Origin of the sequence: Ensifer sp. R-19, from assembly GCF_049905105.1 — a bacterium.
Lineage (GTDB): Bacteria > Pseudomonadota > Alphaproteobacteria > Rhizobiales > Rhizobiaceae > Ensifer.
Map to the genome: position 1 here is coordinate 122424 of NZ_CP184570.1, position 25030 is coordinate 147453.

Sequence of the window (25030 nt, forward strand, 5' to 3'; positions counted from 1 at the left end):
GATATTTCTATTCCGATCAGGTGTGAGTATCGGCAATGCGTTTTTCAGCGATCATTAGCCTTGCAATCGCCCTCGTTCTTGCCGTTGCTGCGGTGTTTGCCACGCGCACTTATCTTGCTGACGAGCGAGCGCGTCTCGCGGCGAACGGTGGCTCCAAGCCATCCGAAAAGACGCTTGTCGTTGCGGCCAAGCCAATGCGTTTCGGCGATCGAGTGCGCCCGGAGAACCTGAAAACCATTCCCTGGCCTTCCGAGGAGAGACCCGAAGGCTCTTTCCAGGCGATCGAGGCGGTCCTCGGCGACAAGGAAGAGCCGCGCTATGCCATGGAGGCGATCGATCCCGGCGAGCCGGTGTTGTCATCGAAGATTACCGGCGCCGGCGAGCGCGCCACTTTGTCGGCGGCGCTTGACGAGGGGATGAAGGCCGTTTCGATCCGCGTCAACGACGTACTCGGTGTTGCCGGTTTCGTGCGTCCCTCGGATCGGGTGGACGTGCTCCTGACCCGTCTAATCCGTAACCCCAAGAGCGGCAATGAGCAGACCTCGGTGGATGTCCTGTTGCAGGGGGTCAAGGTGCTCGCCGTCGACCAGACGGCCGACGAGCGCAAGGACGAACCCTCGATCGTGAAAACCGTCACTTTCGAGGTGACGACCGACGAGGCCCAGCGGCTGACGCTTGGTGCCAATATCGGCACGCTCTCGCTCGCACTGCGCAATATCGCATCGGCTTCCGTCGAATCGACCCGGCGGATCACGGTGGCGGATCTGGGTGGAGGGCCTGTCGCCGCCGAACTCGCGCAAACTTCCGACGACGGGCGATTCGAGCTGATCGAACGCATGGTTCGCAAGGTCGGCGACGACCTTGGCGGCCGGATCAATTCCGTCGAAAGCAAGATGAATACGCCATTTCGCGAAAAACAGGTGCAAATCGACGAGCGAAATGTTGAGCCGGTCTTGCCGGCAGAGCCGAAGTGGGCGACGGTCGGCGTCTGGAATACGACGAAGCGGGAAGAACACAGAGTGGGGTTGATCCAGTGATGTGACTTGTAACCTGCCCTGAGGGGGCAGGCCCGGCTTCAAGGAGAGGGAGCTAAGGCAGGAATGTTGAGGGGAAGCGTAAAGCGTTCGGCAAGAGGCAAGGCCCTTGCGGCGGCTGTTGCGATCGTATCGGCCTATGGTCTTTGGGGACCCAGCCTCGTCGGCCCGGCAGATGCGCAGGAAAAATTCGTCAATCTCGGCGGGGCCGTTCAGCAGGTCGTGTTGCCGCCGAACGACACGGTGACGATCACCACCGGCAAACCTTTCGGCGACCTCGTTATTGGCAGCGCCGAACTCATCGACGTCGTACCGCTCTCTGACAAATCGCTCTTTATCCGCGGCAAAAAGACCGGGGCCACTAACATCTCGGTCTATGACGACGACAAGAAGCTTCTTGGCGTCATCGACATCCGCGTTGCCAGCGATTTCAGCGAAGTGGCGTCCGCCATCCGCTCGGCGTCGCCAGGATCGCGGGTTCGGGTGGTCAACTCGAATGACCGTATCCGCCTGACCGGCATGGTGCGCGATGCCACCGAGTTACAACGGGTGCTCGAAATCGCCCAGTCCTATTCGGAGCAGCCGGTTCTCAATCAGTTGCGCGTCAACGACTCTCAGCAGGTCATGCTGGAAGTTCGGGTGATCGAAGCGTCGCGCCAGACCGGTCGCGATCTCGGCATCGGTTGGGCAGGGGCGGGCAGGAATGGCATCGGCAAGGCCACGACCAGTCAGGGCATCGCGGTGAAGGATGGCGCCCTGGTCCGCACTCTGGAGGATGCAGCCGGTGCAGCGACTGGCATGCAGCCCTTCGGCCAATTGATCGCCAAGGTGCTTGAGATTTCCGGCGGTCAGATCGACGTCGTCATCAACGCGCTCGAACAAAAGGGGCTGGTGCGCCGCCTTGCTCAACCAAACTTGATCGCCATGAGCGGCGAAACCGCCAGCTTCCATGCCGGTGGTGAAGTGCCGATCCAGACGACGGTGGCCAACGGTGCGACCGTTGCAACGGAGACCGACTACCGCCCCTTCGGTGTGCGGCTGACCTTTACGCCGGTGGTGCTCGATGGCGGGCTCATCAGCTTGAAGGTCGAGCCGGAAGTCTCGGAAATCGATACCTCCATCAACGTCAACGGCAATCCCGGCTTCATCTCGCGCGCGGCCAAGACAACCGTGGCACTGCGCGATGGTCAGAGTTTCGCCATGGCCGGCCTGCTGCAATCGATCAACTCCAAGGATATTCAGCAGCTGCCAGGCCTGGGGCAGCTTCCGGTGATCGGTGCACTGTTCCGCTCAACCAGCTTCCTGAAACGGGAGTCAGATCTCGTGATCGTCGTAACCCCGCATATCGTGCGGCCGGCAGCACCCGGCGAGGCGCTCTATAGTCCGCTCGACCAGACGCGTTCATCCAATGACGTCGAGCTTTTTGCGCTTGGCGTACTGGAAGTGGACAAGGACATGCTGCGCCGTTTCCGCAATGGCGAGGGCGTCACCGGGCCTTATGGCCACAGGCTTGATCTCGACACGGGAGGCGTCCTTGCTGTTGCAAAGAAGTAAGCGTGCACTCCTGATTCTGGCGGTGGCGAGCCCCGTTTCCGGCTGCGCCGACTACCTGAACCACCGGGACTCGATCACCTTCGGGCTTGGAAACGCGGCGGAGGCCAACAAGGGTATCCACACCCAGGATCCATTCCCGCGTGTCGCACAAAACACGCACATCACGACCGATGGCAAGGTGGTGAGCAGGGTCATCCGAGGCTACCAAGGTGGGGGCGGGGGGGCACCAGCGATTATCATCCCAGCGCCCGCCCAGACGGGCGGCAACGGAGCTGCCTCCGGCAACTGACGGGGGCAGGCGGAATTCGATGCGGCAGCAGTGCCGGAAAGGAATACAATAAAAACAACGCGACACGACGGTAAGCCGCCGCGATCGGAGAGGCATGCCAATGTTGAACAGGACATTCAAACGGTTTTGGGACGACCATCGAGGCTACGTCATCGCGTTGACGCTTATTGCCATGCCTCTGTTGCTTGGCTTCTCCCTCATCGTCATCGACGTCGGACGCAGCGCCAATCTCCACACTGATCTTCAGAATGCGGTCGATGCCATGGCGCTGGCGGGGGCCCGCGAGCTAGATGGTCGCGACGATGCGATCACGCGCGCTGAGGCTGCGATCGAAAAGCTTGCCAACACCGCGGCCTTCGGCGAGGGCGGTGAAGGCATGTCGCTCGGGACATATATCACCGTCTCCTACGACGCCGCAGATGACGACTCGAGCACAGTGACGGTACGGTTCCTGAAGGGCATTCCAGGCGACGGAACCTTCGCGGGTGATGACGATGACCCTATCACCGAGGAGATGTGGGCAGATGACCCAAGCGAGGCAGGCTATGCCTGGGTTACGGCCAAGGACCAGGCAATGCAGACGATCTTCCCGCTGCCAGTCGGCCTCAACCGCGATACGATCAATGTTTCCGCAGATGCGGTTGCAGCCTACCGGGTCAGCGCCTGCGACGTCACGCCGATCTATATCTGCAATCCGTATGAAAACCCGGCGGGTAACAATGACGCAGATGCGGCCGAGGCGCTGCACACGAACTTTGCCAACGGCGCGCTGTATGGGGCGCAGATCGAGCTTCATAGCACCTCGTCGAGTTCTCCCGGGCCGGGCAATTTCGGGTTTCTGTCGACTTATGGGAATGGCGCGAATGTGCTTGCCGAGGCGCTGGCGACGGGCTCACCGGGGGTGTGCTACAAACAGGACGAGCTGGAAACCAAGACGGGCGCCAATGCCGGCCCTGTCGAAGCCGGCCTGAACACGCGCTTTGACCAATATTCGGGTTCGTTCAAAAACTCGCGCAACGACGGTCGTTACCGTCCGGCCCAGAACGTGCGTGCGGCAAGGAAGGACAACTCCTGCGGCGACTATGATCCGGTGATGGCCGGAAGCACGGTCGGGGATCCAACCAAGGCCGTTCCCCTAGGGTACGGGGCGTCGATGACCACCCTCGCCGGCGGCAAGATCAGTACCGGCAACAATTGGAACTATGCCACCTATTGGAGCGTCGCCCACCTCCAGGGGAACCCGGGTACGACGCCTTCCGTCGGCACGATCCTCAGCAACTATTCGAGCTACCCGTCGCCGGCCGGTGCGCCGTCGCAGCCCTCCGCTTACGACGTTTATCGCTATGAACTTGACAATGCCACGCTCATAAGTGACCCCTCCAAGAATGGTGAAACCGGAACGCCCGGGACGGGCGGCCAGTGTTACACGGGGCCGTCGCTTTCGGACTATACCGCGGACGAATATGGCGACCGCCGCGAGATCTTTTCCGCCATTGTCAATTGCAAACACGAGTACAACGAAGGTCGCCTGAGGGGACGTTCCGATACCCGAGCGGTTGCCTTCGCCCGTATGTTCCTGACGAAGCCGGCGGTCAAGTCGGGGAGCGAACGCTATCTTTCGCTAGAGATGATCGACATCACCGGCAAAGGCGGGCGCGGGACGCTGGCCGAGTTCCTGCGGGAAGAAGCGGAGCTGGTCCGATGATCAGGGCTCTGCGAAACTGGATACGTGATCGCCGTTTCGGCCTGTGGTCGAGCGATGACGGAGCAGTGCTGACCGAAGCGCTGGTCGCAGTGCCCTTCATCACGATATTTGCCGCCGGTATTCTCGAATTCGGCAATATCTTCTGGGAGCGAATGCAGATCGATGCCGGTCTCAGGGATGCGGGGCGCTATCTCGCCCGATGCCGGCCGGATTCGGGAACCTACGACCCGACATGCAATGAGACGACCGCCAAGCTAATCGCCTTCTATGGAACGCAGAGCCCCGCGGACGGCGCTGCCTTGCGCGTCACCGGTTGGGGGCCTGATCTTGCAGACATCACGATCGTTCCCGTCGATGCCGATGGCACGATCACGGTGCAGACCTCACATGTCTACCAGAGTTCACCGGTCTTTTCCTGGCTCGGGCTCGATGCAATTACGATCACTTCCTCTCACGAACAGAGGTATATCGGATGGTAGATCGTCGGCCCCACGTCACCTTCTGGCAGGACCAGCGTGGTGTAACGCTCACCGAAGGGCTGATAACACTGCCGCTTGTGCTCTTGGCGATTTCGGCTTTCGTCGAGTTCGGCTACGCCATGTCGCAGTGGAACCAGACGGTCAAGGCGCTGCAATTTGGCGCTCGACTGGCAGCAGTATCCGATCCCCTTACTGAGGACTTTGCCGACGTCTTTCCGACCGATGCGGACGATCCCCTGGACAATGGCGACGCGACGCCGAACGATGCCGCGATATCGTCCACCTGCGGGCCGGCTCTCGCCAATTGCAGCGATGAGTTGAGCCGGGTCGTCATGGGAAGTGACGGCCAATGTGGTGTGACGGGGGACCCGAACCCGGGCATCTGCGACCTCAATTGGCGCATCCAGCCCGCAAACCTCGTGGTGACCTATCAGCGATCCGGCCTTGGCTACTGGGGACGGCCGAACGGGCCGGTTCTCACCATGCGGCTGGAAGTGCGCGACGTTACCTTCGACCTGCCGCTTCTTGGCGGCCTCCTGGGACTGGATCAGATCGAAGTCCCTGCCCATCCGGTGACGCTGACAACGGAAGACCTCGAAACATGTTCAAGCTGCTGAACCCTGCAATATTGCGTTGGGGAGCGAGATGACCGCACATATGAACTTTGCAACGACCACCAAGATCCTCGTTCTCTCCGACGATGCGGCGGCGGCAAGCCTTATGCTCGACACCTTTGGCTCGCTGTCGCGTTACGAGGTGCGCCACATGGCGCTGAGCGCGCTTGGCGAGGCGGGAAAGCTCGATCCGACGCAGTTCAACCTGATCGTGCTCGACGTCGACTGCGGCGACATGCTCTGCCACCCGGAGATTTTTGCGTTTCGAGCCAGCTATCGCAATATTCCGATGGTGATCGTTTCCGAGGTTCTGTCCGATGAGCTGATGCGGCCGCTCTTTCGGCTGAACGGTGACGATTGGCTAAAGAAGCCGCTTGAGCGCCGTGCACTGATCGAGATGATCTCGACCCATGCGCCAGGCGTCGGCGGCAACGAGAGCCGGGTTCATGCCATCGTTGCTGCCGTGGGCGGTGCCGGCGCGAGCGTCATTTCCTCGTCGTTTGCCCATCTCTTGGCGCAGCCGATAAAAGGCGTTACGCCGCGTGTTGGCCTGTTCGATCTGGATTTCTCGTCCGGATCGCTCGGCTACTACCTCAACCTTCTCAACGACTACGATCTGAAGACCGTCATCGCCAATCCGGCGCGTGTCGATCTCGAATTCATCGATCTGGTGCGCAAGCATCACCCGGGTGGCTTCACGCTGCTCTCGTTCAAGCAGCCGTCGGTGCTGCTCGAACCCAAAGGTGCCGAACTCGTGCTGCGCATGCTGGATGTCGCCGCCTTCGAGAGCGATCACCTGGTGATCGACATGCCCTATTACGAAACCCCCTGGAAGAGCGATGTGCTGGGGTCGGTCAACAGCGTTTCCATCGTCACGGAGATGACGATCCCGGCGCTCCATCAAGCCAAAGACCTTTACCTCGATCTCGTACGGTTGCGGGGCAGCGCGGATTCGATCCAGATCGTCATCAATAAGTATCATACCAAGCTCTTCAGCCTTGGGGTGCGCCGCGAGCAGGTGGACAAGGTGTTCAAGGATACGCATGCGCACATCATCCCCTATGACTGGGACACGCTCAGCGAGGCGGTGAACCGCGGCGTTCTGCCCAACGAGGTCAACTCGCGCTCGCCCTTTTGCGGTGCCGTCGGCAAGCTGGGAGCACTCGTGAGATGACGGCACTCCTCCACGGCAGCAGTGGATCGATGGACCGAAGCGGCACTGGATCCGGGCGTGGTCGGTGGACGCTGGCCGTGCTGCTCTTGAGTGGGCTGGCGCTCACGCCAGCCGCGACATTGGCGGGCGGGACCGTGCCACGTAGTCTCGGGCCGAAAACGAGCACGGTCGTAACGATCGAGAAAAAGTATCCGACCGGCACGATCGTCGTCGGCAGTCAGGAGCGGACGCTCGATCTCGTTCTCTCCGGCAAGCGTGCGATCCGCTATCGGATCGGCGTCGGCCGCGACGGTTTCCGCTGGAGCGGCGTCGTGAAGGTGGGGCGAAAAACCGAATGGCCCGATTGGCGGCCGCCGGCCGAGATGAAGGCGCGCGCACCGGAACTGCCGGAACTGGTGCCTCCTGGTCCGTTCAACCCGCTCGGCGCCCGCAGCATCTATCTCTACCGGGGGAGCGCAGACACGCTCTATCGCATTCATGGGACGAACGAGCAGTCGACCGTCGGGCAGTTCGCGTCCTCGGGCTGTTTTCGTATGAGCAATGCCGACATCATCGATCTTTACGAGCGGGTGAAGGTCGGAGCAACGGTGATCGTCAAATAGTGGAACAGGGTAGGAAGCAATGGCAACCGGGTTCATTGGACGTTTCTACAAGCAGCGACAGCCGGATGGCGGGGACCTCAGGGAAGCCGCGGAACCCTCTCCGATGTCAGCGGCCGAAGCTGCCGTCATTTCCGATCCGGAGGCTTTCGGCGCCGCGGCAAGCGCCAGGCTGGAGGAGTCGCTCGGGCTCGACATGGTCGCGGAGCGGGTCAGTCTGCACCGCTACCTGCTCGATCGCATCAACCTCGGCATTCTCGACACGATGGACGACGAGGAGATCGCAACCGAGATCAGGCCGCTGGTCAAGGACTATATCCGGCGCAACAATTTCCCCCTTAATGCGAAGGAAATCAACGACCTGATCCGCGATATCACCGACGAGATGCTAGGGCTCGGGCCGATCGAGCCGCTGCTTGCCGATGACTCGATTGCCGATATCCTGATCAACGGTTACAACAGCGTCTATGTCGAACGGCGTGGCAAGCTCGAAAGCACGGCGGTGCGTTTCAAGGATGAAGACCACCTGCTGCGGGTGATCAACAAGATCGTCTCCGCTGTCGGGCGCCGAGTGGACGAATCGACGCCGCTGGTCGATGCGCGCTTGAAAGATGGATCGCGTGTCAACGTCGCCATCAGGCCGATCTCGGTCGACGGGCCGCTCGTCTCGATCCGCAAGTTCACGCGCAAGCCGCTGACTTTGGAGCGTCTGGTCGAGAATGGCGCGATGGCGAACGCGATGCGGATCCTCCTGAGCGCCGCCGTTAAGGGTAGGGTGTCGATGGTCGTCTCCGGCGGCACCGGCTCGGGCAAGACGACCCTGCTCAACGCCTTGTCATCGCAGATCTCGGTTAAGGAGCGCCTGATCACCATCGAAGACGCGGCCGAATTGCAGCTGCAGCAACCGCATGTCGGACGGCTGGAAACAAGGCCGCCGACCCTCGACGGCCGCAATGAAGTGCGCCAGCGCGAACTCCTAAAGAATGCGCTGCGCATGCGACCCGATCGCATCATCGTCGGTGAGGTGCGTGGCGAAGAGGCGTTCGACATGCTGCAGGCGATGAACACCGGCCACGAAGGCTCGATGACGACCATTCACGCCAACACGCCGCGCGACGCAGTCGGCCGGCTCGAGCAGATGGTCGGCATGGCGGGCATGCCCATGTCGCAGCTCAGCATCCGCTCGCAGATCGCCTCGGCGATCACGATCATCGTTCAGGTTCAGCGCCTGAGTGACGGCAGCCGCAAAGTGGTTTCGATCTCCGAGATCACCGGCATGGAGGGCGAGGTCGTGCAGATGCAGGAGATCATGCGGTTCAGGCGAACCGCTACCGACGAGAATGGCCGCATTCACGGCGAATTCCGGGCGACCGGCCTTCGACCCCGCTTCGTCGAGGAGTTCGCGCAGCTCGGGATCGTGATCCCTGCGGCGATCTTCGATCCGGGAAAACCATTGCAGACGGGGGCGATTGAACCATGACCTTGCTGCTTCTCTACGCCGCGGTCTTCATCGCGTCGCTGGTTTCTGTCGAGGCGCTGCTGCGCAGCTACTTCCGGAAGTCCGAGCGCAAGCGCGCCGTCAATCATCGGCTAGGCCTGCTCAATGCGAGCGAGGACCACCTCAAGACTTACCGAGCGATGCTGAAGGAGCGCGGCGCCGACGAAGATTGGCGATCCTTGCCGCCGGTTCAGCGCATCCGGCAGTTCTATACACAGTCAGGCATCAAGTTCGACGCGCAGCGTTTTGCTCTCTACGGGATCTCCGGCGCGGTGCTGGTCTGGTTTGTCGTCCAATTCCTGATTCCGAGCACCCTGGTCCGGATTCCCGTCTTCCTGCTAATCTGCCTTCTCATCCCGGTCATCGCCGTCTGGCGCATACGGGCCAGCCGGATCCGCAAATTTACCCTCAAGCTCCCCGAGGCACTCGACGTTGCCAATCGCAGCCTGTCCGCAGGTCATCCGCTGCCGGCCGCGATTTCCCTTGTAGCGCGCGAAATGCCCGATCCGGTCGGAACGGAATTTGGCCTGCTCACGGATGAACTGACCTATGGCACCACCTTAGATGACGCCCTCGTCAATCTCAGCCACCGCGTCGGCGCGGAAGACCTGAACCTGCTGGCAATCGCCTTGAGCGTCCAGGCGGGCACGGGTGGGAATCTCGTCGAAATCCTCCATAATCTCTCAAAGACCCTGCGAGATCGCACGATGCTGAAGGCCAAGGTCAAAGCAATTTCGTCGGAAGGGCGGATCACCGCGATTTTCATGTCGGTCTATCCGTTCATGCTCTATGCGATGATCAAGGCACTCTCGCCGACATACTTCGATGCTGTTTGGGCGAGCGGCCACGGCGCGACAATCGTCGCCGTGCTTCTCGCCATCATGGCGATCGGAAACGTCATTCTCTACAAGATGGTCAACTTCGAATACTGAGGCCGCGATGATGGGTGAATATGGAATCTACCTCGTCGTTTTCTTCGCGGTGCTGATATTCTCCGGTGTCGCTTCCGAGCTTGTCTTCCGGCGACGCGAGGTCGGTATCCGGCTGTCGGAAACGACGGCGAAGACGAGCGGCGACGACCTCCAGCTCGGCGATAGCACCCTTGTCGACCTCGGCGAGGCGGAAAACCGCTTGATCCGCCGCTATTTCGAAATCACCCGGCGCGACCAAAATGCCAATTCCATCCAGAACCGGCTGATCCGGGCCGGATATTTCGGAGCCCCCGCGGTCACCGTGTTCCAAGTCGTGCGCGCGCTTGCTTGCGGCGCGGCCATGGTCGCGGCGGTCTGGGCCCTGGACCGGTTCGTCCCGGAGATGTCCAGGCTTGCGATCCTACTCGTCGCAATGATTGTTGCAGGCATCACCTTTGTGCTGGTCAATATCTACATCGACCGCCGTGGCGACGCCAAGGAGCGGGAATATAGGCGGATCTTCCCCGATTTCATGGACATGCTGATCGTTTGCCTTGATGCGGGCATGAGCATCGAGGCGGCGGCGAACCGTGTCGCGCGCGAGTTCGTCCAGAAGCGACAGGATTTCGGCCTGCATCTCTCGATCATGATGCTGGAGGTGCGTGGTGGTCGCCGCTTGCGCGAGGCCCTGGCCAATCTTGCGACGCGCTTGAGGATCGACGAAGCACGCGCGCTCGCCGTGCTCTTCCGTCAGTCGGAGGAACTCGGAACGAGTGTGACGCAGACATTGCGCGTCTACAGCAAGGAAATGCGCGATCTGCGAATGGTGCGGGCCGAGGAGAAGGCCAACGCCCTGCCGATCAAGATGCTGCTGCCGCTCGGCGCCTTCCTGTTTCCTGTCAGCCTCATCATCGTGCTCGTCCCCATCGTCATTCGTGTCGTCAGTCTTCTCAGTGGTTTGAAGGTCGGCGGATAGGCAAGAGCGAGGTCCAAATGCAATATTCGCCCAGTCAGGATCGTGAAGACTTCGCCGTCGCGCTTGACCCGCGCATGCCGGTAATACCGCTGAGTCTTGAAGAGACCGGGCTTGAGTTGTCGTTCCTGTTGCGGCTCGCTGCCAAATGTGCGACCGAACAGGATACCGTTACAGCTTCGCACCTAGCCGAACGGATGAAGCTGTCGAAAGTACTGGCAAACCTCCTCATCAAGGAATTGGTGAAGCTGTCCTATCTCGAAGCGAGAGGGCTTGCGGGAGAGGACATCAAGTCCGACATCCGCTATGCGCTTTCGATGAAGGGCCTGGACTACGCGCAGACGGCGGCGCGGCAGTCGGGATATGTCGGCCCTGCTCCCGTGTCTCTCGATGTCTTCTGCCGCCAGATCGGCTTGCAGTCGATTCACCACGAACGCGTCACCTGCGAGCGGCTGATTCGGAGTCTGGAAGGGTTGGTGCTGTCGCCGGCGCTGGTCGAGAAACTTGGGCCTGCCGTCAATTCGGGCCGTTCCATCCTGCTCTATGGCCCCCCGGGAAATGGCAAGACCAGCATTGCCGAGCGAACCTCGGAGCTTTTCCTCCAGACGATCTGGGTGCCCTACGCCATCGAGGTCGGCGGCTATGTCATCAGTTTCTATGATGAAGCGACGCACCAGCCTGTGCGCGAGCCCGCGGTTAGGCCGCATCCGAAGGCCGATCAGCGGTGGGTGGAATGCCGGCGACCGGTCATCAAAACCGGTGGCGAGCTCACCCTGGATCTGCTCGACCTGACCTACAACCCGGGGTCCAATGTCTACGAAGCGCCGGTGCATCTGAAGGCATCGGGTGGCGTCTTCATCATCGATGATTTCGGTCGCCAGCAGGATCGGCCGCAGGCGCTGATCAACCGCTGGATCGTACCGCTCGAGCGCGGCTATGATTTCCTGACATTGCATACCGGCAAGAAGTTCAAGGTGCCGTTCGATGAGCTCGTCGTCTTTTCGACCAACATTGCGCCGCGGGAACTCTCCGATGAAGCCGGCCTCCGGCGCCTCAAATATAAGATATATGTGAATAACCCTTCGCGAGATGAATATATCCGCATCTTCGAGTCCTACGCGCGCGAGGTCGCGGTAAATTTGTTGAGCGATGATTTGCGCCTGTTCTACGATCGAAAATACAAGGGAGATACGCTAGCGTCTTGTTACCATCCCAAATACCTCCTGGATTTCATCTCCTCCTATTGCGATTTCAACGACCTGCCGAAGGTCGCGTCGCTAGAGATGCTGGATCGGGCTTGGGGAGGGGTGTTCACACTGGACTGAGGCGGGAACTGAACCGGGCGAGCATGTCGTTAAGGAATGTACGAAATACTGTTGCAGACCGGCCATCGGCGCGATAGCGAGGGATGTCTTGAGTGAGCGTGATCCCGGGGGATCATTCGGGGTTTCGGGGACACGGAAAGTCAGGGCTGCAGCTCAGCTTCGTGACGGAGGAATTCGATGACTCATATTTCGAATGTCGATATCGAGATCGAGCCGGACGCCAAGCTGCGGCGCAACGAGCACGCCGCGAAGGAGCTAGGCCGTTCGAGGAACATGTCGATCATCGCGCTGGCACTCATGCTGCTGCCGCTCAACGCCGGCATCTTGCTCTACACAGCCAAGAACGCCGCAGATGTGCGAGAAAGCCGGGAGACCCTTTCTGCCCTCAAGCGTTCGATCGACGGCTTGAAGCAGCAGATCAGCAAGCAGGCCGTGAACATCGCAAACGGCGCCAAGGCCGACGATATAGCGGCCGTTCGCAAGACTGTCGAGGACCTGCAAAAAGATGTCGCCGATCTCGATGACCGCATGAGCCCGAGTATCTTTACCTCCAGCGGCGGCAGCATGATCATCAGTGCGCCTGGGAAGGAAGTAACACAGCGGCTGGCGCCATCATCCTATTCGGCCTCCTCTCCGGAAACCGCCGTCGACGATGTCTTGGCCGCAGCCGATCCTCAGGGCGGTTCCGTCGCTAACTTGCCGCGCTATGAACGGTCCGTCTCAGCGGATGGGAAGCTAGTTTTGCGAAAGGTCCGGTAGGGCAAAGCCACGTTGAAATCGATTCTCGCCCCGCAAATTCTTTAAACCGAAGCCGCCGAGGCAATAGCTGTCGTGTTGGCTCGGCGCACTTCGCATGCGCCAGCGATACCACCACCTCGTTCAGCGTGAAACAAAACCGCATGAGGGAACTCACCCAAGCGCTTTGGCGCCTGGCGGACCTGAGTCGGTGGCGTCAGGTCCTTACCGTTGGGCGTATTTGACGCTGTTCTTCAACAGTTCGAGGTTCCTCGCCGTGGTCTCGTTCGAAGGGTCAATCTCATATGCTTTCAGGAAGTAGGTTCGAGCCCCGGGCAGGTCACCGCGCAGCAGATGGGAATAGCCGATATTGTTGTAGTAGACGGCTGTACCACCGATCATCTTAGAAAGCTGCGCATAGGCACGATCCGACGTATCAAAGCGACCAACCATGTCGGACGAGGCCGCAAAGCCCAGCCATGCCGCAGGATCTCGCGGAAAGACCTCAACCGCCCGCTTGTAGATCGCGTAGGACTTTCCGTAGTTCTTCTCCTGGAACTGGAGCTTGCCCGTGGTCACCAGCTCATCGTCCTTATAGAAGGCGACCGCCGAATCATCGTTGAGCGTTTTCGCGCTATCGCCGAAGGCAGCGACATCGTCGAGTGCATCCGATTGGCACCCGCCTAGCAACAGCGCCCCCGCGAGCAGCGTAACGCGGCCTATTTTGCTCCGAGACATTTCCATTACATTCCCCCGATTGCGGGCATCCTAGCCTCGCCTAGAAATGAGCTCACCGGAAATCTTCCAGAAAAATAACTAATAAAGATAGAATTGAAACTGAGAGTCGCAATAAAGAGACACATGCCGGCTGGCCGGCCGCATCTGCCTCCGTAATTTCGCCTTTCAGCCCCGCAAATCAAGGGGTTGGAGCCGACAGACTTCGATGAGGGCGGCCCCGTGAAACCGCGAGATATTCCGAATCCAGGCTGCAATCCCGTAAGCCTCAATTAAGCATCATCTTATATTTTATGTCTCACACATCCCACATCGGGTGGACGGGCATGAAGGAACGGAGCCATGCGAGCGTTAGCGCTGACAATCATTCGACTTGGGCCCTGCGGAGCCTGCTTGCTCGCAACCATCTCGCTTCTGAGTGTCGCGCTGCTTGGCAACACTCCGTCCAGCCCGCTCGCCTGGGCTTTGTACACGACCATGTTGCCGACGACGCGCACGCTTATACTGACGCTCGTGACCGCTTCCGACATGGTCTTTTGGGGCGTGACCTTTACGCTTCTTGTCGCCGCCGCCGTTGGCGGTTATCTCGCGGTTCGGCCGGAGCGAAATCTTCAGCTTCGCTTCATTCATGCGCACGCGGCGCTCATCGCCTCCGGGCTCGCTGTACTTCAGATATCGCAAAACAGCGCCGGGCTCGCCAGTGTTTCGTTTTCGCAACTTCCGCCAGTTGGCTGGTCATTCGTCGATGGCTCGTCTGTGGCGTTCGCCTTGTTCGTTCTGATCCTCTTGGCCTGCCTTAGCGCTCATGCGGCGCTCATCAAGAGCATCCGTTTCGCTCGTCATTGCACCAAATGAAATGATGAGCCTGCCGAGGATGTCTTTTCAACGAGAATTCACGAACTTCATATCCGGGATCGAGGATATCGCTTCACGCATTGATCTGATGTTATGCGATCAAGCAGGCGGCTCTCGGCAAGGGAGCTGCGGCAAGTCGTCTGATCTGCCGCCGGAAAATTGTCTATTTTTGCGGCTGTAGGTTGATCGGACCCTACTCACATCAAGGCGAATACTCCTGCGCGGAAGTTACTAAGAGCACTCATGGAGCCACCAGCAATCGTCAACGACTTGGCCTCGATCATCCAGACGTCCCTGGCGCCCGTCTTCCTGCTCGCCGGTACAGCCGGTTTTGTCAATGTCTATGCGACACGTCTCGGCAGGGTCTCGGATCGGGTCAATGAGGTGGGGGAAAAGGATGGGGACAGTGAGGCGCGGCGCATACAACTGGACTATCTGCGCAGGCGAACCTTTGCCCTGGAGATAGCGGTCGCGTTGGGAACCTTGGCTGCGATCTGTACAGGCTGCGCGATCCTTAACCTGCTTGCCGGCGCGCTCGCGTTCGGGTTCCGCGAGGAAAATCTCTTCTGGTTCTTCGGCGGTGCGATCGTCTCGCTCATCGTATCGCTTTTGGCGTTCTTGTTTGAGATGCTCATCGCTGGGAGGAACATGCTGCGCCAGATGCGAATGGATCAGTCGGCTGCCGGGCCCGATTGAGCTTCGCGAGATGACGGTCGGCTGCGAAGGCAGACCGTTCCCGGCTATCTCGGGTAGCATTGGAGCGTCCGGACCGAGTCATGAAGACGTTCCCACGTTTGCACGTTGAGCTTTACCTCGCCTCGGCAGGACCTCTGCCTTGCCCATCGAGAAGCCAGGCAATGTTCACCTGCAGAATTCGCGCCAGCATGCGGTTTTCAAGCCCGGAGCTGCGCCAGGTCAGGTCGCCGGAATAGCCGACCGTGGAGGGATCCCGAACTGAACTTCCTCGTGTCGGCTTTTGGCTCGAAGCGAGGTCCTTCCTTGACGACTCGCCCCTTTCTTCCAATACCGTCACTCAACGTGCACGGCGAGGTGGCGAAATATGGCGATGCTTCTGGTTCCGGGTTTCATGCTCGACGCCGATCTTTGGCGTGACGTGGTTCCCGCGCTGAGCGAATTTGGCCCCGCCACATACGCTGATCTCTCGCAGGACAGTTCCATACCGGCTATGGCCCGCCGCGCCCTCGGGGAAGCGCCGTCCAAATTCGTGCTCGTCGGCTTCTCCATGGGCGGCTACGTGGCTCGGGAAATCGTCCGGCAGGCTGCCGACCGGGTAACCGCCCTTATCCTGATCGCAACATCCGCACGCGGCGACAGTGATGTCGAGCTTCAGCGGGAGAAAGCAATCGCTGGACAGACTGGCAGTGCCGTCTTCAAGGGGCTGAGCAGGACGGCTGTGGTCTCGTCGCTGCACCCTGACAATGCCGAGCGGGTGGACATCATTGCCCGCATCCAGGCGGCAGGGCAGCGATTGGGCGGCGACGTGTTTCGCAGGCAGTCGATGATCGACCGACGAGACGAACGGGATGATTTGAAAACGATCCGGTGTCCAACCCTCGTCATCGCGGGGGAGCAGGACCGATTGAGGTCTCGAACCGAAGCGCTTGAGCTTCACCAGGGCATCGCCGGCTCAGGCTTCGAAATTATCGAACACACCGGACACATGGTTCCTATGGAGGCGCCGCAGCGCCTCGCCGCCGTGATAGGGGAATGGCTCGAACAACAACGCGCCGGATACTGATGAGCGCTGTTGGCGTGGTATCAAGCCGCGCCATGCCTGGAGAGGTTGGGCGGTGGTGTTGGCCGCCCATTTGATTGACGTCTGCTACCCGAGGCGCTTAGAGCGCAATGACTGCCTCGATCTCGACCTTTGCACCCTTTGGAAGCGCGCTGACTTCGTAGCAGGCGCGTGCGGGGAACGGCTTGGAGAAGAAGCCGGCATAGACCGTGTTGATTTCGGCGAAGTTGCCGAGGTCGGTCAAAAGGACCGTCGTCTTGACGGTGTTGGCGAGGCTTGTGCCGGCGGCGGCCGCAATGGCGGCAAGGTTCTTGAGGCACTGATCGGCCTGCGCGATCGCGTCATCCGAGTTGAATTCGCCGGTTGCCGGATCGATCGGCAGCTGGCCGGAGACGAACAGCAGATTGCCGACCTTGATCGCCTGGGAGAAAGGGCCGACGGCGCCCGGCGCGTCGTTTGTGTGGATTTCCTGGATCATGATTTGTTTCCTCGAAAGTGATTAAGAGAGCTGCTTAAGCGTAGCGAGCTATTGCGAGATCGGTTGCGTCGATCTCAGACTTGCGCCCGCTGACCAGATCGGCGATCACCCGGGCCGAACCGGAGCTCATCGTCCAGCCGAGCGTACCGTGACCGGTGTTGAGATAGAGGCCCGCGACCCTCGTCGCACCGATGACCGGCGTGCCATCCGGCGTCATCGGGCGAAGGCCCGACCAGAAGCTCGCCTTCGACACGTCGCCGCCGGGGAAGAGGTCGGTGACAGAATGCTGCAGTGTGAGGCGGCGGGGCTCGCCGAGATCGTTGGTGTAGCCGGAGATTTCGGCCATGCCGCCGACGCGGATGCGATCACCGAGCCTTGTGATGGCGATCTTGAAGGTCTCGTCCATCACAGTCGATTCCGGCGCGCGCGACGCGTCGATGATCGGGATCGTCAGCGAATAGCCTTTGACCGGATAGACCGGCAGACGGATGCCGTGCGGCCTGACGAGCAGCGGCGAAAAGCTGCCGAGCGCCACGACAACGGCGTCGCCCTGCAGCGTTCCGTGCGCGGTGACGACACCACGTATGCGGCCACCCTCGACGTCGAGGCCACGGATGATGCTGCCATAATTGAAGCGCACGCCGAGTTCTTCAGCCTTTTTCGCAAGCGCGTTGCTGAACTTGAAGCAATCGCCGGTCTCGTCCTTCGGCGTCAGCAGGCCGCCGACGATCTTTTCGCGAACATGCTTCAGCGCCGGCTCGACCCGGATGCAGCCGTCGCGGTCCAATACCTCGTAGGGAATGCCGTCGGCGGCGAGTGCCTTGACGTCCTTTCCGGACGCATCGAGTTGTTGCTGCGTGCGGAACAATTGCAGCGTGCCCTGCATCCGCTCGTCATAGGCGATGCCGGTCTCTGCGCGCAGTGTGGCGAGCGAGATGCGGCTGTAGTCGGCGAGGCGCAACATCCGGCTTTTGTTGATGGCGTAGCGCTTGGACGTGCAGTTGGAGAGCATCCTCACCATCCACGACAGCATGGCGGTGTCGACCTTCGGGCGCAGGATCAGAGGTGCATGCTCCATGAACAGCCACTTCATCGCCTTCATCGGAATGCCGGGCGCGGCCCAGGGCGAGCAGTAGCCGAAAGAGACTTCGCCGGCATTGGCGAAGCTCGTCTCCAGGGCGGGACCGGGCTGACGGTCGATGACCGTCACCTCATGTCCTGCCTTGGCAAGCTGGTAGGCCGAGGTCACGCCGATGATGCCGGCGCCGAGAACGATAACTTTCATGGTGTCCTCACGGGAGAAGAGAAGGGGTCAGCGGTATTGCCGCTCGTAGCGCTGGCCGAGGCCGGTCAGGATTTCGTAGGATATGGTACCGGCGTCGCGCGCAATGTCTTCAAGCGCCTGATTGGAGCCGAGCACTTCCACAAGGCTGCCAAGATGCAGGCGACCGCCCGGCAAAGCGGAGATGTCGATGGTGATGCTGTCCATCGAGACCCGGCCGACGATCGGCATGCGAATGCCGTCGCAATAGACCGCGCCCCGGCCGCTCAGGCTGCGCGGAAGGCCATCGGCATAGCCGGCGGCAATGGTGGCGAGGCGGGTTTCTCCCGCGGCAATATGGGTGCCGCTGTAGCCGACGCGCGCGCCGGCAGGCACGGTGCGGGTCTGCACGATAGCCACATCGAGGCGCAGGACGGGTTCCATCGGATTGGGTTGGTTGGCGGTCGGCGCACCGCCGTAGAGTGCGATGCCGGGACGGGCAAGTACGCCGTGATAGGGCCTGCCGAGGAAGATGCCGCCCGAATTGGCGAAGCAAAGGTGGAACTCGGGGAATTCGGCCGTGATGCGGTTCATCTCGGCGAGCTGGCTTCCGTTCTGCTCGTTCTCGGCCTCGTCGGCGGAGGCGAGGTGGCTCATAATGAACTGGACATCAATGCCGCCGCTTGCCGCCAGCAGGCTAGCAACGGCGGCGCGTTCTGCCGGTGGAACGCCGAGGCGAGACATGCCGGTATCGAATTGCAGAGCCGCCGGCAGCTTGCCGCCGAGCGCCTTCGCAGTCTCGCTCCAGCGCTGCAACTGCTCCAGCGAATTGATGACCGGCACGATGCGATGCTCGGCGCAGGCAGTTTCATTGCCGGGCTGGAGGCCGTTCAACACGTAGACGGTCGCGTCCGCGGCGAGACTTGGCTGCAGGCGCAGGGCTTCAACAAATTGGGCGACGAAGAAGTGACGGCAACCATGTTCGTAAAGCCTGGCGGCGACCCGGTTGGCGCCGAGCCCATAGGCATCCGCCTTGACGACTGCGGCTGCGCGCGCAGGCGCTACCTCAGCCGCCAGCTTTTCATAGTTGCGAGCAATGGCCCCTAGATCGATGGTCAGATAGCCCGATGCGCCGCCCATGGCGGTCGCCGTACCTTGCCTTCTTGCCTGTATTGCCGCGTCCATTCCAGCCTCCCCATGTTGCCGGGAGATTAGTGAAACGATCGTGAAATTGCCAAGGAAAGAATGATTGATCGTTGCGTGAAATCATGTTCATTGAAAGAAACGATGATAAATTGGAATAATCTGCAATGGCCGCACTTGATGCGATAGACCGCAACATTCTTCGCCTGCTTCGTCTCGATGCCCGACGCAGCAATGCGAGCCTTGCCGCCGAAGTCGGCCTTTCGCCATCGGCCTGCCTCAGGCGCATAAAACTGATGGAGCAGGCTGGAGTTATCCGCGGCTATACTGCGCTGGTGGACACATCGAACATCGAAGCCACCATCGCCGTGATCATCAACATCACGCTCGATCGTCAGACCGAGGAATACCTCGACCGCTTCGAGGCGGCGATACGCAGGCACCCCGAAATAAAGGAGTGTTTCCTGATGACGGGCGGATCGGATTATCTATTGCGCGTCGAAGTCGCCAATGCCGGTGAGTTCGAGCGCATTCACAAGGAAATCCTCTCGGCTCTTCCCGGTGTTTCGCGAATACATTCGAGTTTTGCGATCCGTAACGTGCTCGCGACGCGAACCAGTACTAAGCGCCCCATGCGGCCGTAGAGACGACGAGGCGGCGGCGCAGATTCTGCTTGCGCGCCGTGCACACGCGTGCAAATGTGCACGCGTGTGCACTGGAGTCCCACTGATGAACGATCAAAATCCGCACTATTCCAATGATCTCGCAGGGCGAGCGTCGTTATGTCGGGACGTCATTCGCTCCGCTGGCGAGCTGGTGCTCGCCGGTTTCAAAGAGAGTTTCAGGCGCGGCTTCTCGTTGAAGGGCCCTCAGGACTTTCTGACCGAGACCGATGCTGCGTCCGAGGCTCACATCCGTCAGGCGATTGCGACACACTTCCCTGGCGATGCATTTCTGGGAGAGGAAGGCGGCGGCTTGATCGCCGAGCGCATGTGGGTCGTCGACCCGGTGGATGGCACTGCCAATTTTGCGCGCGGGATCCCGCATTTCTGCATCTCGATCACCTATGTGGAGCGGGGCAGGGCAGAGATCGGCGCCATCTATAATCCCGCTCAGGACGAACTCTATTTTTGTCGAAGGGGGGCTGGAGCGACATTGAACGAAAAACCCATCGGCATCTCGTCGACGGTCGCATTCGATGCGGCCTCCATCGAAATGGGATGGTCACGCCGCGTGCCGGACGAGGCCTACCTCGAAACCATGCGGGGGATGCTCGCCAAAGGAGCCAATGTCCGACGCGGCGCGTCGGGCGCACTTGCGCTTGCCTATGTTGCCGACGGGCGCTCGGACGCCTATGTGGAATTGCATATGAACTCATGGGATTGTCTCGCCGGGCTCCTGCTCGTGGCCGAAGCGGGCGGCGTCGTGTGCCCCTTCATGGAGATCGGCAGCCTTCAGGAGGGAGGGCCGGTGCTTGCGTCGACACCGGCCATCGCTGCTGGTGTGAGCGAGGCTTCGGGCATTCCGGTCAGCGCCCGCGAAATGACGGCTGCGCTTCAATCGGCCTGAATCAACGAATGGCGGGATCACCGGCCGAACGACGCGTTCGCCGCCCTAGAAGGAAACACCAATGAATGCACCGGTATATGCGCGCCCCGCAATCAGTCTGATCGCAAAAGGGCTCGGACCGCACAGCGCCGATCTCTATATCGGCGGTAGCGACGGCGCGCGCGACATGGATCTGCTCAAGCGCCACGGGATCACCATCGTCGTCAATTGCGCGGTCAACTTGGATATCAATCTGGTGCGCGAAGAGGAAATTGCAGTCAACGATGACCTCTGTGCGAGTGGTTACGCCGACATACGCTACTACAAGCTCGGCATGATTGACGGTGACGGCAGCCCGGACACGATGATGCTCGGCGCTTATTACATTCTCGATGGCGCTTTGCGCCAGACGATGCCGAAACGCTCAACCTACCCATTCGTCGACGGCGGCAACATTCTGGTCAATTGCCGCGGTGGGCGTAGTCGCTCCGTATCGTTGGTGGCGCTTTTTCTGCACAAGCAACAGCCGCATCTGTTTCCAACGCTGGACGCCGCAGTCGCCCACATCCGGGAGCACCGCGAACTGAGGCAGGACGAATGGTTCGAGACGCCGAAGCCCATGCTGTACGAAGCGGCAAGGCGTGCCTCCGCCTGGATCGATCTCGTCGAAACATCGCGTGCGCAGGTCAATTCCAATGGCTGATTTGCCGCGGATCGCCGTCATTGCCGATGCTCACTTTCATGATCTTGAGGGTAACTTCGAATTTCCCGCCATCGAGGTCGATGGCGAGAGGATTGCCATCAGAAGCTGGGCCGATACCCGCGAGTCCACCCGCGTTTTCAACGAGAGTGCGAAGGCATTGGACGAGGCGCTTGCGGAGGTGCTTCGGCGCGACATCCGGCATGTCGTCCTTCTCGGCGACTACACGGATGACGGCCAAAGGCAAACCACCGAACGGCTGCGCGCCATCCTGGAGCGACACGAACGCGAGCACGATACGCGCTTCTATGCGCTTCCCGGCAACCACGACATCTTCGGCCCGAAGGGGCGCCATCACACGAAGCAGTTCCTTGGTGCGAACGCCGCGAGGGTCATTGTCACGAGCGACGGCGAGAAGGCTGGCCCTGGTACGTACGCAACGCCGCTGATGTACTGTGAGGGATATCCGAAGGGTCTCGCCCCCATGGCCGCGTTCGGATACTTCCGGAGGCCCGGCGACATCCATTGGGAGACGCCGTTCGGCACCTCGGACAAGGCCGAGGACCGGCTATATCAGGTTTCATCCTCCGATGGCCGAAACAGCTACACGCTGATGGACGCTTCCTATTTGGTCGAGCCGGCGCCCGGCCTCTGGCTGATGATGATCGATGCCAACGTGTTCGAGCCGCGCGACGGAACGTTCGAGGAGGGCGGCGAGGCCGCCTTCGTCGACAGTACCGGCGCCGGCTGGAACGCACTCTTGAGGCTGAAGGCGTTCATCATCGAGTGGATCGCCGACGTATCGGCGCGGGCCAGGAGGCTCGGCAAAACGCTTCTTGCCTTCTCGCATTACCCGGTGCTCGACCCCTTCGACGGCGCGACGGGAGCCGAAGGCGTGCTATTCGGCGAGACCAACATTGCCCGTAGGACGCCACGCGAGGCCGTCGCGGAAGTGCTCATCGACGGCGGGATGACGGTGCATTTCAGCGGACATCTGCATGTCGAGGGCGTCACACGCCGAGAACGGGGCGGTCGGCAACTCACCAATATTGCCGTGCCGTCACTGGTGGCCTTTCCACCAGCCTTCAAGGTTGTCGAGTCATCCGCATCGGATTTGTTGGTTGAAACTATTGAACTGTATTCCACTGCTGTCGATCCGCGCATCCTGCACGGCTATCGACGCGAAATGGCGCAACTGGAAGAAAACCTTGATCCCGCCTTTGATCCGTCTGACTACGGAGCGCTCCTGAAGGCGCACAAGCGTGCTCTGGTCCAGCACCGCTATTTCCCGAAGGAATGGCCGAAGGAAGTCGTCGACGAAATTTCCGGGCTCACTGTCGAAGGTGTCTGCGAACGCCTCGGTGGTCCCGGCACGATAACAGATGTGGTCGCGGCATGCGCGCTCGAAGATGCCGGTCAGTTGGCTCGCCTCGATATGCTCGAGCTGATCGCCGATTGGTATTGCCTGCGGCAGGCCTCGGTGCTTGCACTCGACAAAATTCCCGCGCCACGCCTTTGGCTTTATCGCGCACTCGCTGAACGGTTTGGGCGCCCTCCGGAAAGCGGCTGGGATGGCTCGACGGACGGGTTCCTTTCGATCTTCTTCGGCGCGTTTGACGCCTTCCTCGATCGCGCCGAGGCTGGCGGTCTTCGCATCCGCATTGAGAACGCGTCCGCGAAAGAGGAGGCGGCCTGAACATGACGCATCAGTTGTCCGTCCGCGCGACCTCCACCGCCGCGCCTGCGACCTTCATCGAACTGCGAGAGTTCTGCCGCCTCGGCGTTCGGCGATTGAAGGGCGGGCGCCTCGAGGTGGCGAAGTTCGTGCTTGCTCACCCCTATGATGTCGCCTTTGCGAGTGCGCGCGAAGTGGCCGAACGCAGTGGTGTCTCGACGACGACCGTGATGCGCCTGGTCAGCGATCTTGGCTTCGAAAGCTACGCGGCGTTTCAGCGGCTCTTCCGGGCCGAGTTGAAGCGCGGCAGACAGTAGCGTTCAGGGGAGAGGCCATGGATTCGGCGATCGTCAGCATCAATCTCTTCGGCGCCGTGGCCCTGCTTCTGTTCGGTCTCGGTCTGGTGCGTGACGGCATGCAGCGCGCCTTCGGTGCTCGCCTGAAGGCGGGCCTGGCGACCGGAACGCGCGATGGTCCGCGCGCCTTCTTTGCCGGCCTTGTCGCGACCGTCGCACTTCAGAGTTCGACCGCCACCGCCCTCATGGTCGCGTCCTTCGTCGAGCGTGACCTCATCCTGCCCCACATGGCGCAAGTGGTGTTGCTTGGCGCCAATGTCGGAACGGCAATGACTGCTTGGATCGTCGCAATGGGCGTGGGTCGGCTTTCGCCGCTTCTGTTGCTTTCTGGCCTTGTCGTGGGGCGTGGAAGCTCGAACGCACGCAAGGGGGCAGGTGCTGCCCTTGTGGGCATCGGGCTGATGTTGCTGTCGCTGCATCTGATCGGCGCCGCGACGGAGCCGCTTCGCACATCGGCCGCGCTTTCGGCCTTCCTCGCGCTGCTCGACAACGCCTGGCCGGTCGCCCTCATCATCTCCGCCGTCCTCGCCGTGCTTGCCTCGTCCAGCCTCGCGATCGTGGTGTTGATCCTCTCGCTTGCGGCGTCCGGGCACCTTTCGACAGGTCTGCTCATCGTCCTTGTGCTCGGCGCAAATCTTGGCGGGGCCGTGCCGCCGGTGCTGGCCACGCTGCCTGCAGCGCTGAGCGCCAGGCGCGTTGCGGTTGGTAACCTGATCGTACGGGCGGTCGGTTGCTTTCTGGCGCTGCCGCTCGCTGGCTATTCAGCCCAATTGCTCGAACTGTTGCCCCTGTCGCACGACAAGCTGCCGGTCGACGCGCATCTCGGCTTCAATCTTGCGCTGGCGGTCCTGGCTGCTCCTTTCACTGGCTCGCTTTCTCGCCTGACCACGCGGCTTTTGCCGGACCCGGCTAAAGCCGAGAATGGCCGGTCGTTTCTGGAACAGAGCGATCTACAGACACCTGTTGCAGCCCTCGCTGGCGCCAGCCGCGAGGTCCTCGGCGTCGGGGACATGATCGAGCGCATGCTCGTGCAGGCAAACGACGCGCTACAGCAGACGGACATTTCCAAGCTGTCGACGATCAGTGCGCTCGAGGGGCGGGTCGATCGCGTTCAGCACGAAATTAAGGTGTATGTCTCCCGCGTGGGCCAGACCGAAATCGGCGACCAGCACCGACGCCGGGCCACGGACATCGTCGACTATGCCATCAACCTCGAGCACATCGGCGACATCATCGAAAAGGGTTTGTTGGCCGAACTCGCGAAGAAGATTACTCGAGGCCTTACCTTTTCCCGCGACGGCCACGAAGAACTATCGCGGCTGTTCGCGGTCACGATCGACAACCTGCGCATGGCGCAGGCGGTATTTGCCACGCGCGACAACGCCATGGCGCGCCGCCTTGTCGAAGCGAAAGAAGATGTTCGCAGATTGGAGCGGCAATCGGCCGAACGGCATCTCCAACGGCTACGCGACGGACGCGCCGAAAGCATCGAAACCAGCTCGCTTCATCTCGACATGTTGCGCGACTTGAAGCGCATCAATGCGCATATCGCGTCGGTTGCGCATCCGATCCTGGATCAAAGCGGACTGTTGATCGACAGCCGCATCAGGCCGGCGGCTTCTTGAGGAAATGG

The 25030-nt window shown here is 60.8% G+C and carries 26 protein-coding genes; 22 read left to right on the forward strand and 4 right to left on the reverse strand.

What is annotated here, in order from left to right; genetic code table 11:
• Positions 1-35: 35 nt before the first annotated feature.
• From cpaB to ACN9MO_RS20020, 13 genes are all read left to right on the forward strand, one after another.
• A complete protein-coding gene (cpaB, locus tag ACN9MO_RS19960) occupies positions 36-1037 on the forward strand; it encodes a Flp pilus assembly protein CpaB (RefSeq protein ID WP_113132424.1) in 1002 nt (333 codons plus the stop codon).
• Positions 1038-1100: 63 nt separating this feature from the next.
• Positions 1101-2588: a type II and III secretion system protein family protein gene (locus tag ACN9MO_RS19965; RefSeq protein ID WP_113132425.1), complete on the forward strand. Its 1488-nt coding sequence runs from the start codon at positions 1101-1103 to the stop codon at positions 2586-2588.
• On the forward strand, positions 2572-2877 hold the full coding sequence (locus tag ACN9MO_RS19970; protein WP_113132467.1) for a hypothetical protein: 306 nt from the start codon (positions 2572-2574) through the stop codon (positions 2875-2877). The genes ACN9MO_RS19965 and ACN9MO_RS19970 overlap by 17 nt, the downstream gene beginning before the upstream one ends.
• A gap of 100 nt (positions 2878-2977) precedes the next feature.
• Positions 2978-4582: a TadE/TadG family type IV pilus assembly protein gene (locus ACN9MO_RS19975; protein WP_113132426.1), complete on the forward strand. Its 1605-nt coding sequence runs from the start codon at positions 2978-2980 to the stop codon at positions 4580-4582.
• Complete coding sequence (locus ACN9MO_RS19980; RefSeq protein ID WP_058327588.1) at positions 4582-5061, forward strand: TadE/TadG family type IV pilus assembly protein; 480 nt, start codon at positions 4582-4584, stop codon at positions 5059-5061. Before ACN9MO_RS19975 ends, ACN9MO_RS19980 begins: the two co-directional genes overlap by 1 nt.
• A complete protein-coding gene (locus ACN9MO_RS19985; RefSeq protein WP_058327555.1) occupies positions 5055-5678 on the forward strand; it encodes a TadE/TadG family type IV pilus assembly protein in 624 nt (207 codons plus the stop codon). The genes ACN9MO_RS19980 and ACN9MO_RS19985 overlap by 7 nt, the downstream gene beginning before the upstream one ends.
• Positions 5679-5706: 28 nt before the next feature.
• The gene (locus ACN9MO_RS19990; RefSeq protein ID WP_113132428.1) at positions 5707-6849 is read left to right on the forward strand and encodes a response regulator; all 1143 of its coding nucleotides are present in this window, start codon (positions 5707-5709) and stop codon (positions 6847-6849) included.
• A 29-nt stretch (positions 6850-6878) separates the two neighbouring features.
• Complete coding sequence (locus ACN9MO_RS19995; RefSeq protein ID WP_113132468.1) at positions 6879-7451, forward strand: L,D-transpeptidase; 573 nt, start codon at positions 6879-6881, stop codon at positions 7449-7451.
• 19 nt (positions 7452-7470) lie between these two features.
• Positions 7471-8928: a CpaF family protein gene (locus tag ACN9MO_RS20000; protein WP_113132429.1), complete on the forward strand. Its 1458-nt coding sequence runs from the start codon at positions 7471-7473 to the stop codon at positions 8926-8928.
• A complete protein-coding gene (locus ACN9MO_RS20005) occupies positions 8925-9878 on the forward strand; it encodes a type II secretion system F family protein (RefSeq protein ID WP_113132430.1) in 954 nt (317 codons plus the stop codon). Before ACN9MO_RS20000 ends, ACN9MO_RS20005 begins: the two co-directional genes overlap by 4 nt.
• 7 nt (positions 9879-9885) lie before the next feature.
• Positions 9886-10833, forward strand: coding sequence for a type II secretion system F family protein (locus tag ACN9MO_RS20010; protein WP_113132431.1), 948 nt, complete (start codon positions 9886-9888; stop codon positions 10831-10833).
• Between the two features lie 17 nt (positions 10834-10850).
• Positions 10851-12155, forward strand: coding sequence for a hypothetical protein (locus tag ACN9MO_RS20015; protein ID WP_058327550.1), 1305 nt, complete (start codon positions 10851-10853; stop codon positions 12153-12155).
• A gap of 177 nt (positions 12156-12332) precedes the next feature.
• A complete protein-coding gene (locus ACN9MO_RS20020) occupies positions 12333-12914 on the forward strand; it encodes a hypothetical protein (protein WP_057249339.1) in 582 nt (193 codons plus the stop codon).
• 201 nt (positions 12915-13115) lie between these two features.
• Here the strand turns inward: ACN9MO_RS20020 and ACN9MO_RS20025 are convergent, their stop codons facing one another.
• The gene (locus ACN9MO_RS20025) at positions 13116-13628 is read right to left on the reverse strand and encodes a tetratricopeptide repeat protein (protein WP_057249407.1); all 513 of its coding nucleotides are present in this window, start codon (positions 13626-13628) and stop codon (positions 13116-13118) included.
• Between the two features lie 477 nt (positions 13629-14105).
• Between ACN9MO_RS20025 and ACN9MO_RS20030 the strand changes: the two genes are divergently transcribed.
• The 3 genes from ACN9MO_RS20030 (at position 14106) to ACN9MO_RS20040 (ending at position 16239) form a co-directional block, all read left to right on the forward strand.
• Positions 14106-14480, forward strand: a complete 375-nt coding sequence (locus ACN9MO_RS20030) for a hypothetical protein (protein ID WP_425987441.1) — start codon at positions 14106-14108, stop codon at positions 14478-14480.
• Positions 14481-14723: 243 nt separating this feature from the next.
• Positions 14724-15176, forward strand: a complete 453-nt coding sequence (locus tag ACN9MO_RS20035; protein WP_113132434.1) for a DUF2721 domain-containing protein — start codon at positions 14724-14726, stop codon at positions 15174-15176.
• 364 nt (positions 15177-15540) lie between these two features.
• Positions 15541-16239 (forward strand): alpha/beta fold hydrolase, encoded by a 699-nt coding sequence (locus ACN9MO_RS20040; RefSeq protein ID WP_113132435.1) that lies wholly within the window; start codon positions 15541-15543, stop codon positions 16237-16239.
• A 97-nt stretch (positions 16240-16336) separates the two neighbouring features.
• Here ACN9MO_RS20040 and ACN9MO_RS20045 read toward each other — a convergent pair whose 3' ends face one another.
• From ACN9MO_RS20045 to alr, 3 genes are read right to left on the reverse strand one after another with little or no spacing between them, the layout of a single operon-like run.
• Positions 16337-16714: a RidA family protein gene (locus ACN9MO_RS20045; RefSeq protein WP_057249326.1), complete on the reverse strand. Its 378-nt coding sequence runs from the start codon at positions 16712-16714 to the stop codon at positions 16337-16339.
• A gap of 34 nt (positions 16715-16748) precedes the next feature.
• Positions 16749-17999, reverse strand: coding sequence for a D-amino acid dehydrogenase (locus ACN9MO_RS20050; RefSeq protein WP_057249325.1), 1251 nt, complete (start codon positions 17997-17999; stop codon positions 16749-16751).
• A 27-nt stretch (positions 18000-18026) separates the two neighbouring features.
• On the reverse strand, positions 18027-19160 hold the full coding sequence (gene alr / locus ACN9MO_RS20055) for an alanine racemase (RefSeq protein WP_113132436.1): 1134 nt from the start codon (positions 19158-19160) through the stop codon (positions 18027-18029).
• A gap of 125 nt (positions 19161-19285) precedes the next feature.
• Here alr and ACN9MO_RS20060 point away from each other — a divergent pair, with 125 nt between their 5' ends.
• The 6 genes from ACN9MO_RS20060 to ACN9MO_RS20085 all read left to right on the forward strand — a co-directional run bounded on the left by ACN9MO_RS20060 (position 19286) and on the right by ACN9MO_RS20085 (position 25022).
• Positions 19286-19762 carry an Lrp/AsnC family transcriptional regulator gene (locus ACN9MO_RS20060; protein ID WP_057249323.1) on the forward strand — a complete coding sequence of 159 codons (477 nt, stop codon included), beginning with the start codon at positions 19286-19288 and terminating at the stop codon, positions 19760-19762.
• An 85-nt stretch (positions 19763-19847) separates the two neighbouring features.
• Entirely contained in the window at positions 19848-20687 is an 840-nt protein-coding gene (locus ACN9MO_RS20065) for an inositol monophosphatase family protein (RefSeq protein WP_057249322.1), read from the forward strand.
• Positions 20688-20748: 61 nt separating this feature from the next.
• Entirely contained in the window at positions 20749-21369 is a 621-nt protein-coding gene (locus ACN9MO_RS20070) for a dual specificity protein phosphatase family protein (RefSeq protein WP_057249321.1), read from the forward strand.
• Complete coding sequence (locus tag ACN9MO_RS20075) at positions 21362-23062, forward strand: metallophosphoesterase family protein (protein ID WP_113132437.1); 1701 nt, start codon at positions 21362-21364, stop codon at positions 23060-23062. The genes ACN9MO_RS20070 and ACN9MO_RS20075 overlap by 8 nt, the downstream gene beginning before the upstream one ends.
• Before the next feature lie 2 nt (positions 23063-23064).
• A complete protein-coding gene (locus ACN9MO_RS20080) occupies positions 23065-23358 on the forward strand; it encodes a MurR/RpiR family transcriptional regulator (protein WP_113132438.1) in 294 nt (97 codons plus the stop codon).
• Between the two features lie 17 nt (positions 23359-23375).
• Positions 23376-25022, forward strand: a complete 1647-nt coding sequence (locus ACN9MO_RS20085; protein ID WP_113132439.1) for a Na/Pi cotransporter family protein — start codon at positions 23376-23378, stop codon at positions 25020-25022.
• Positions 25023-25030 lie beyond the last annotated feature (8 nt).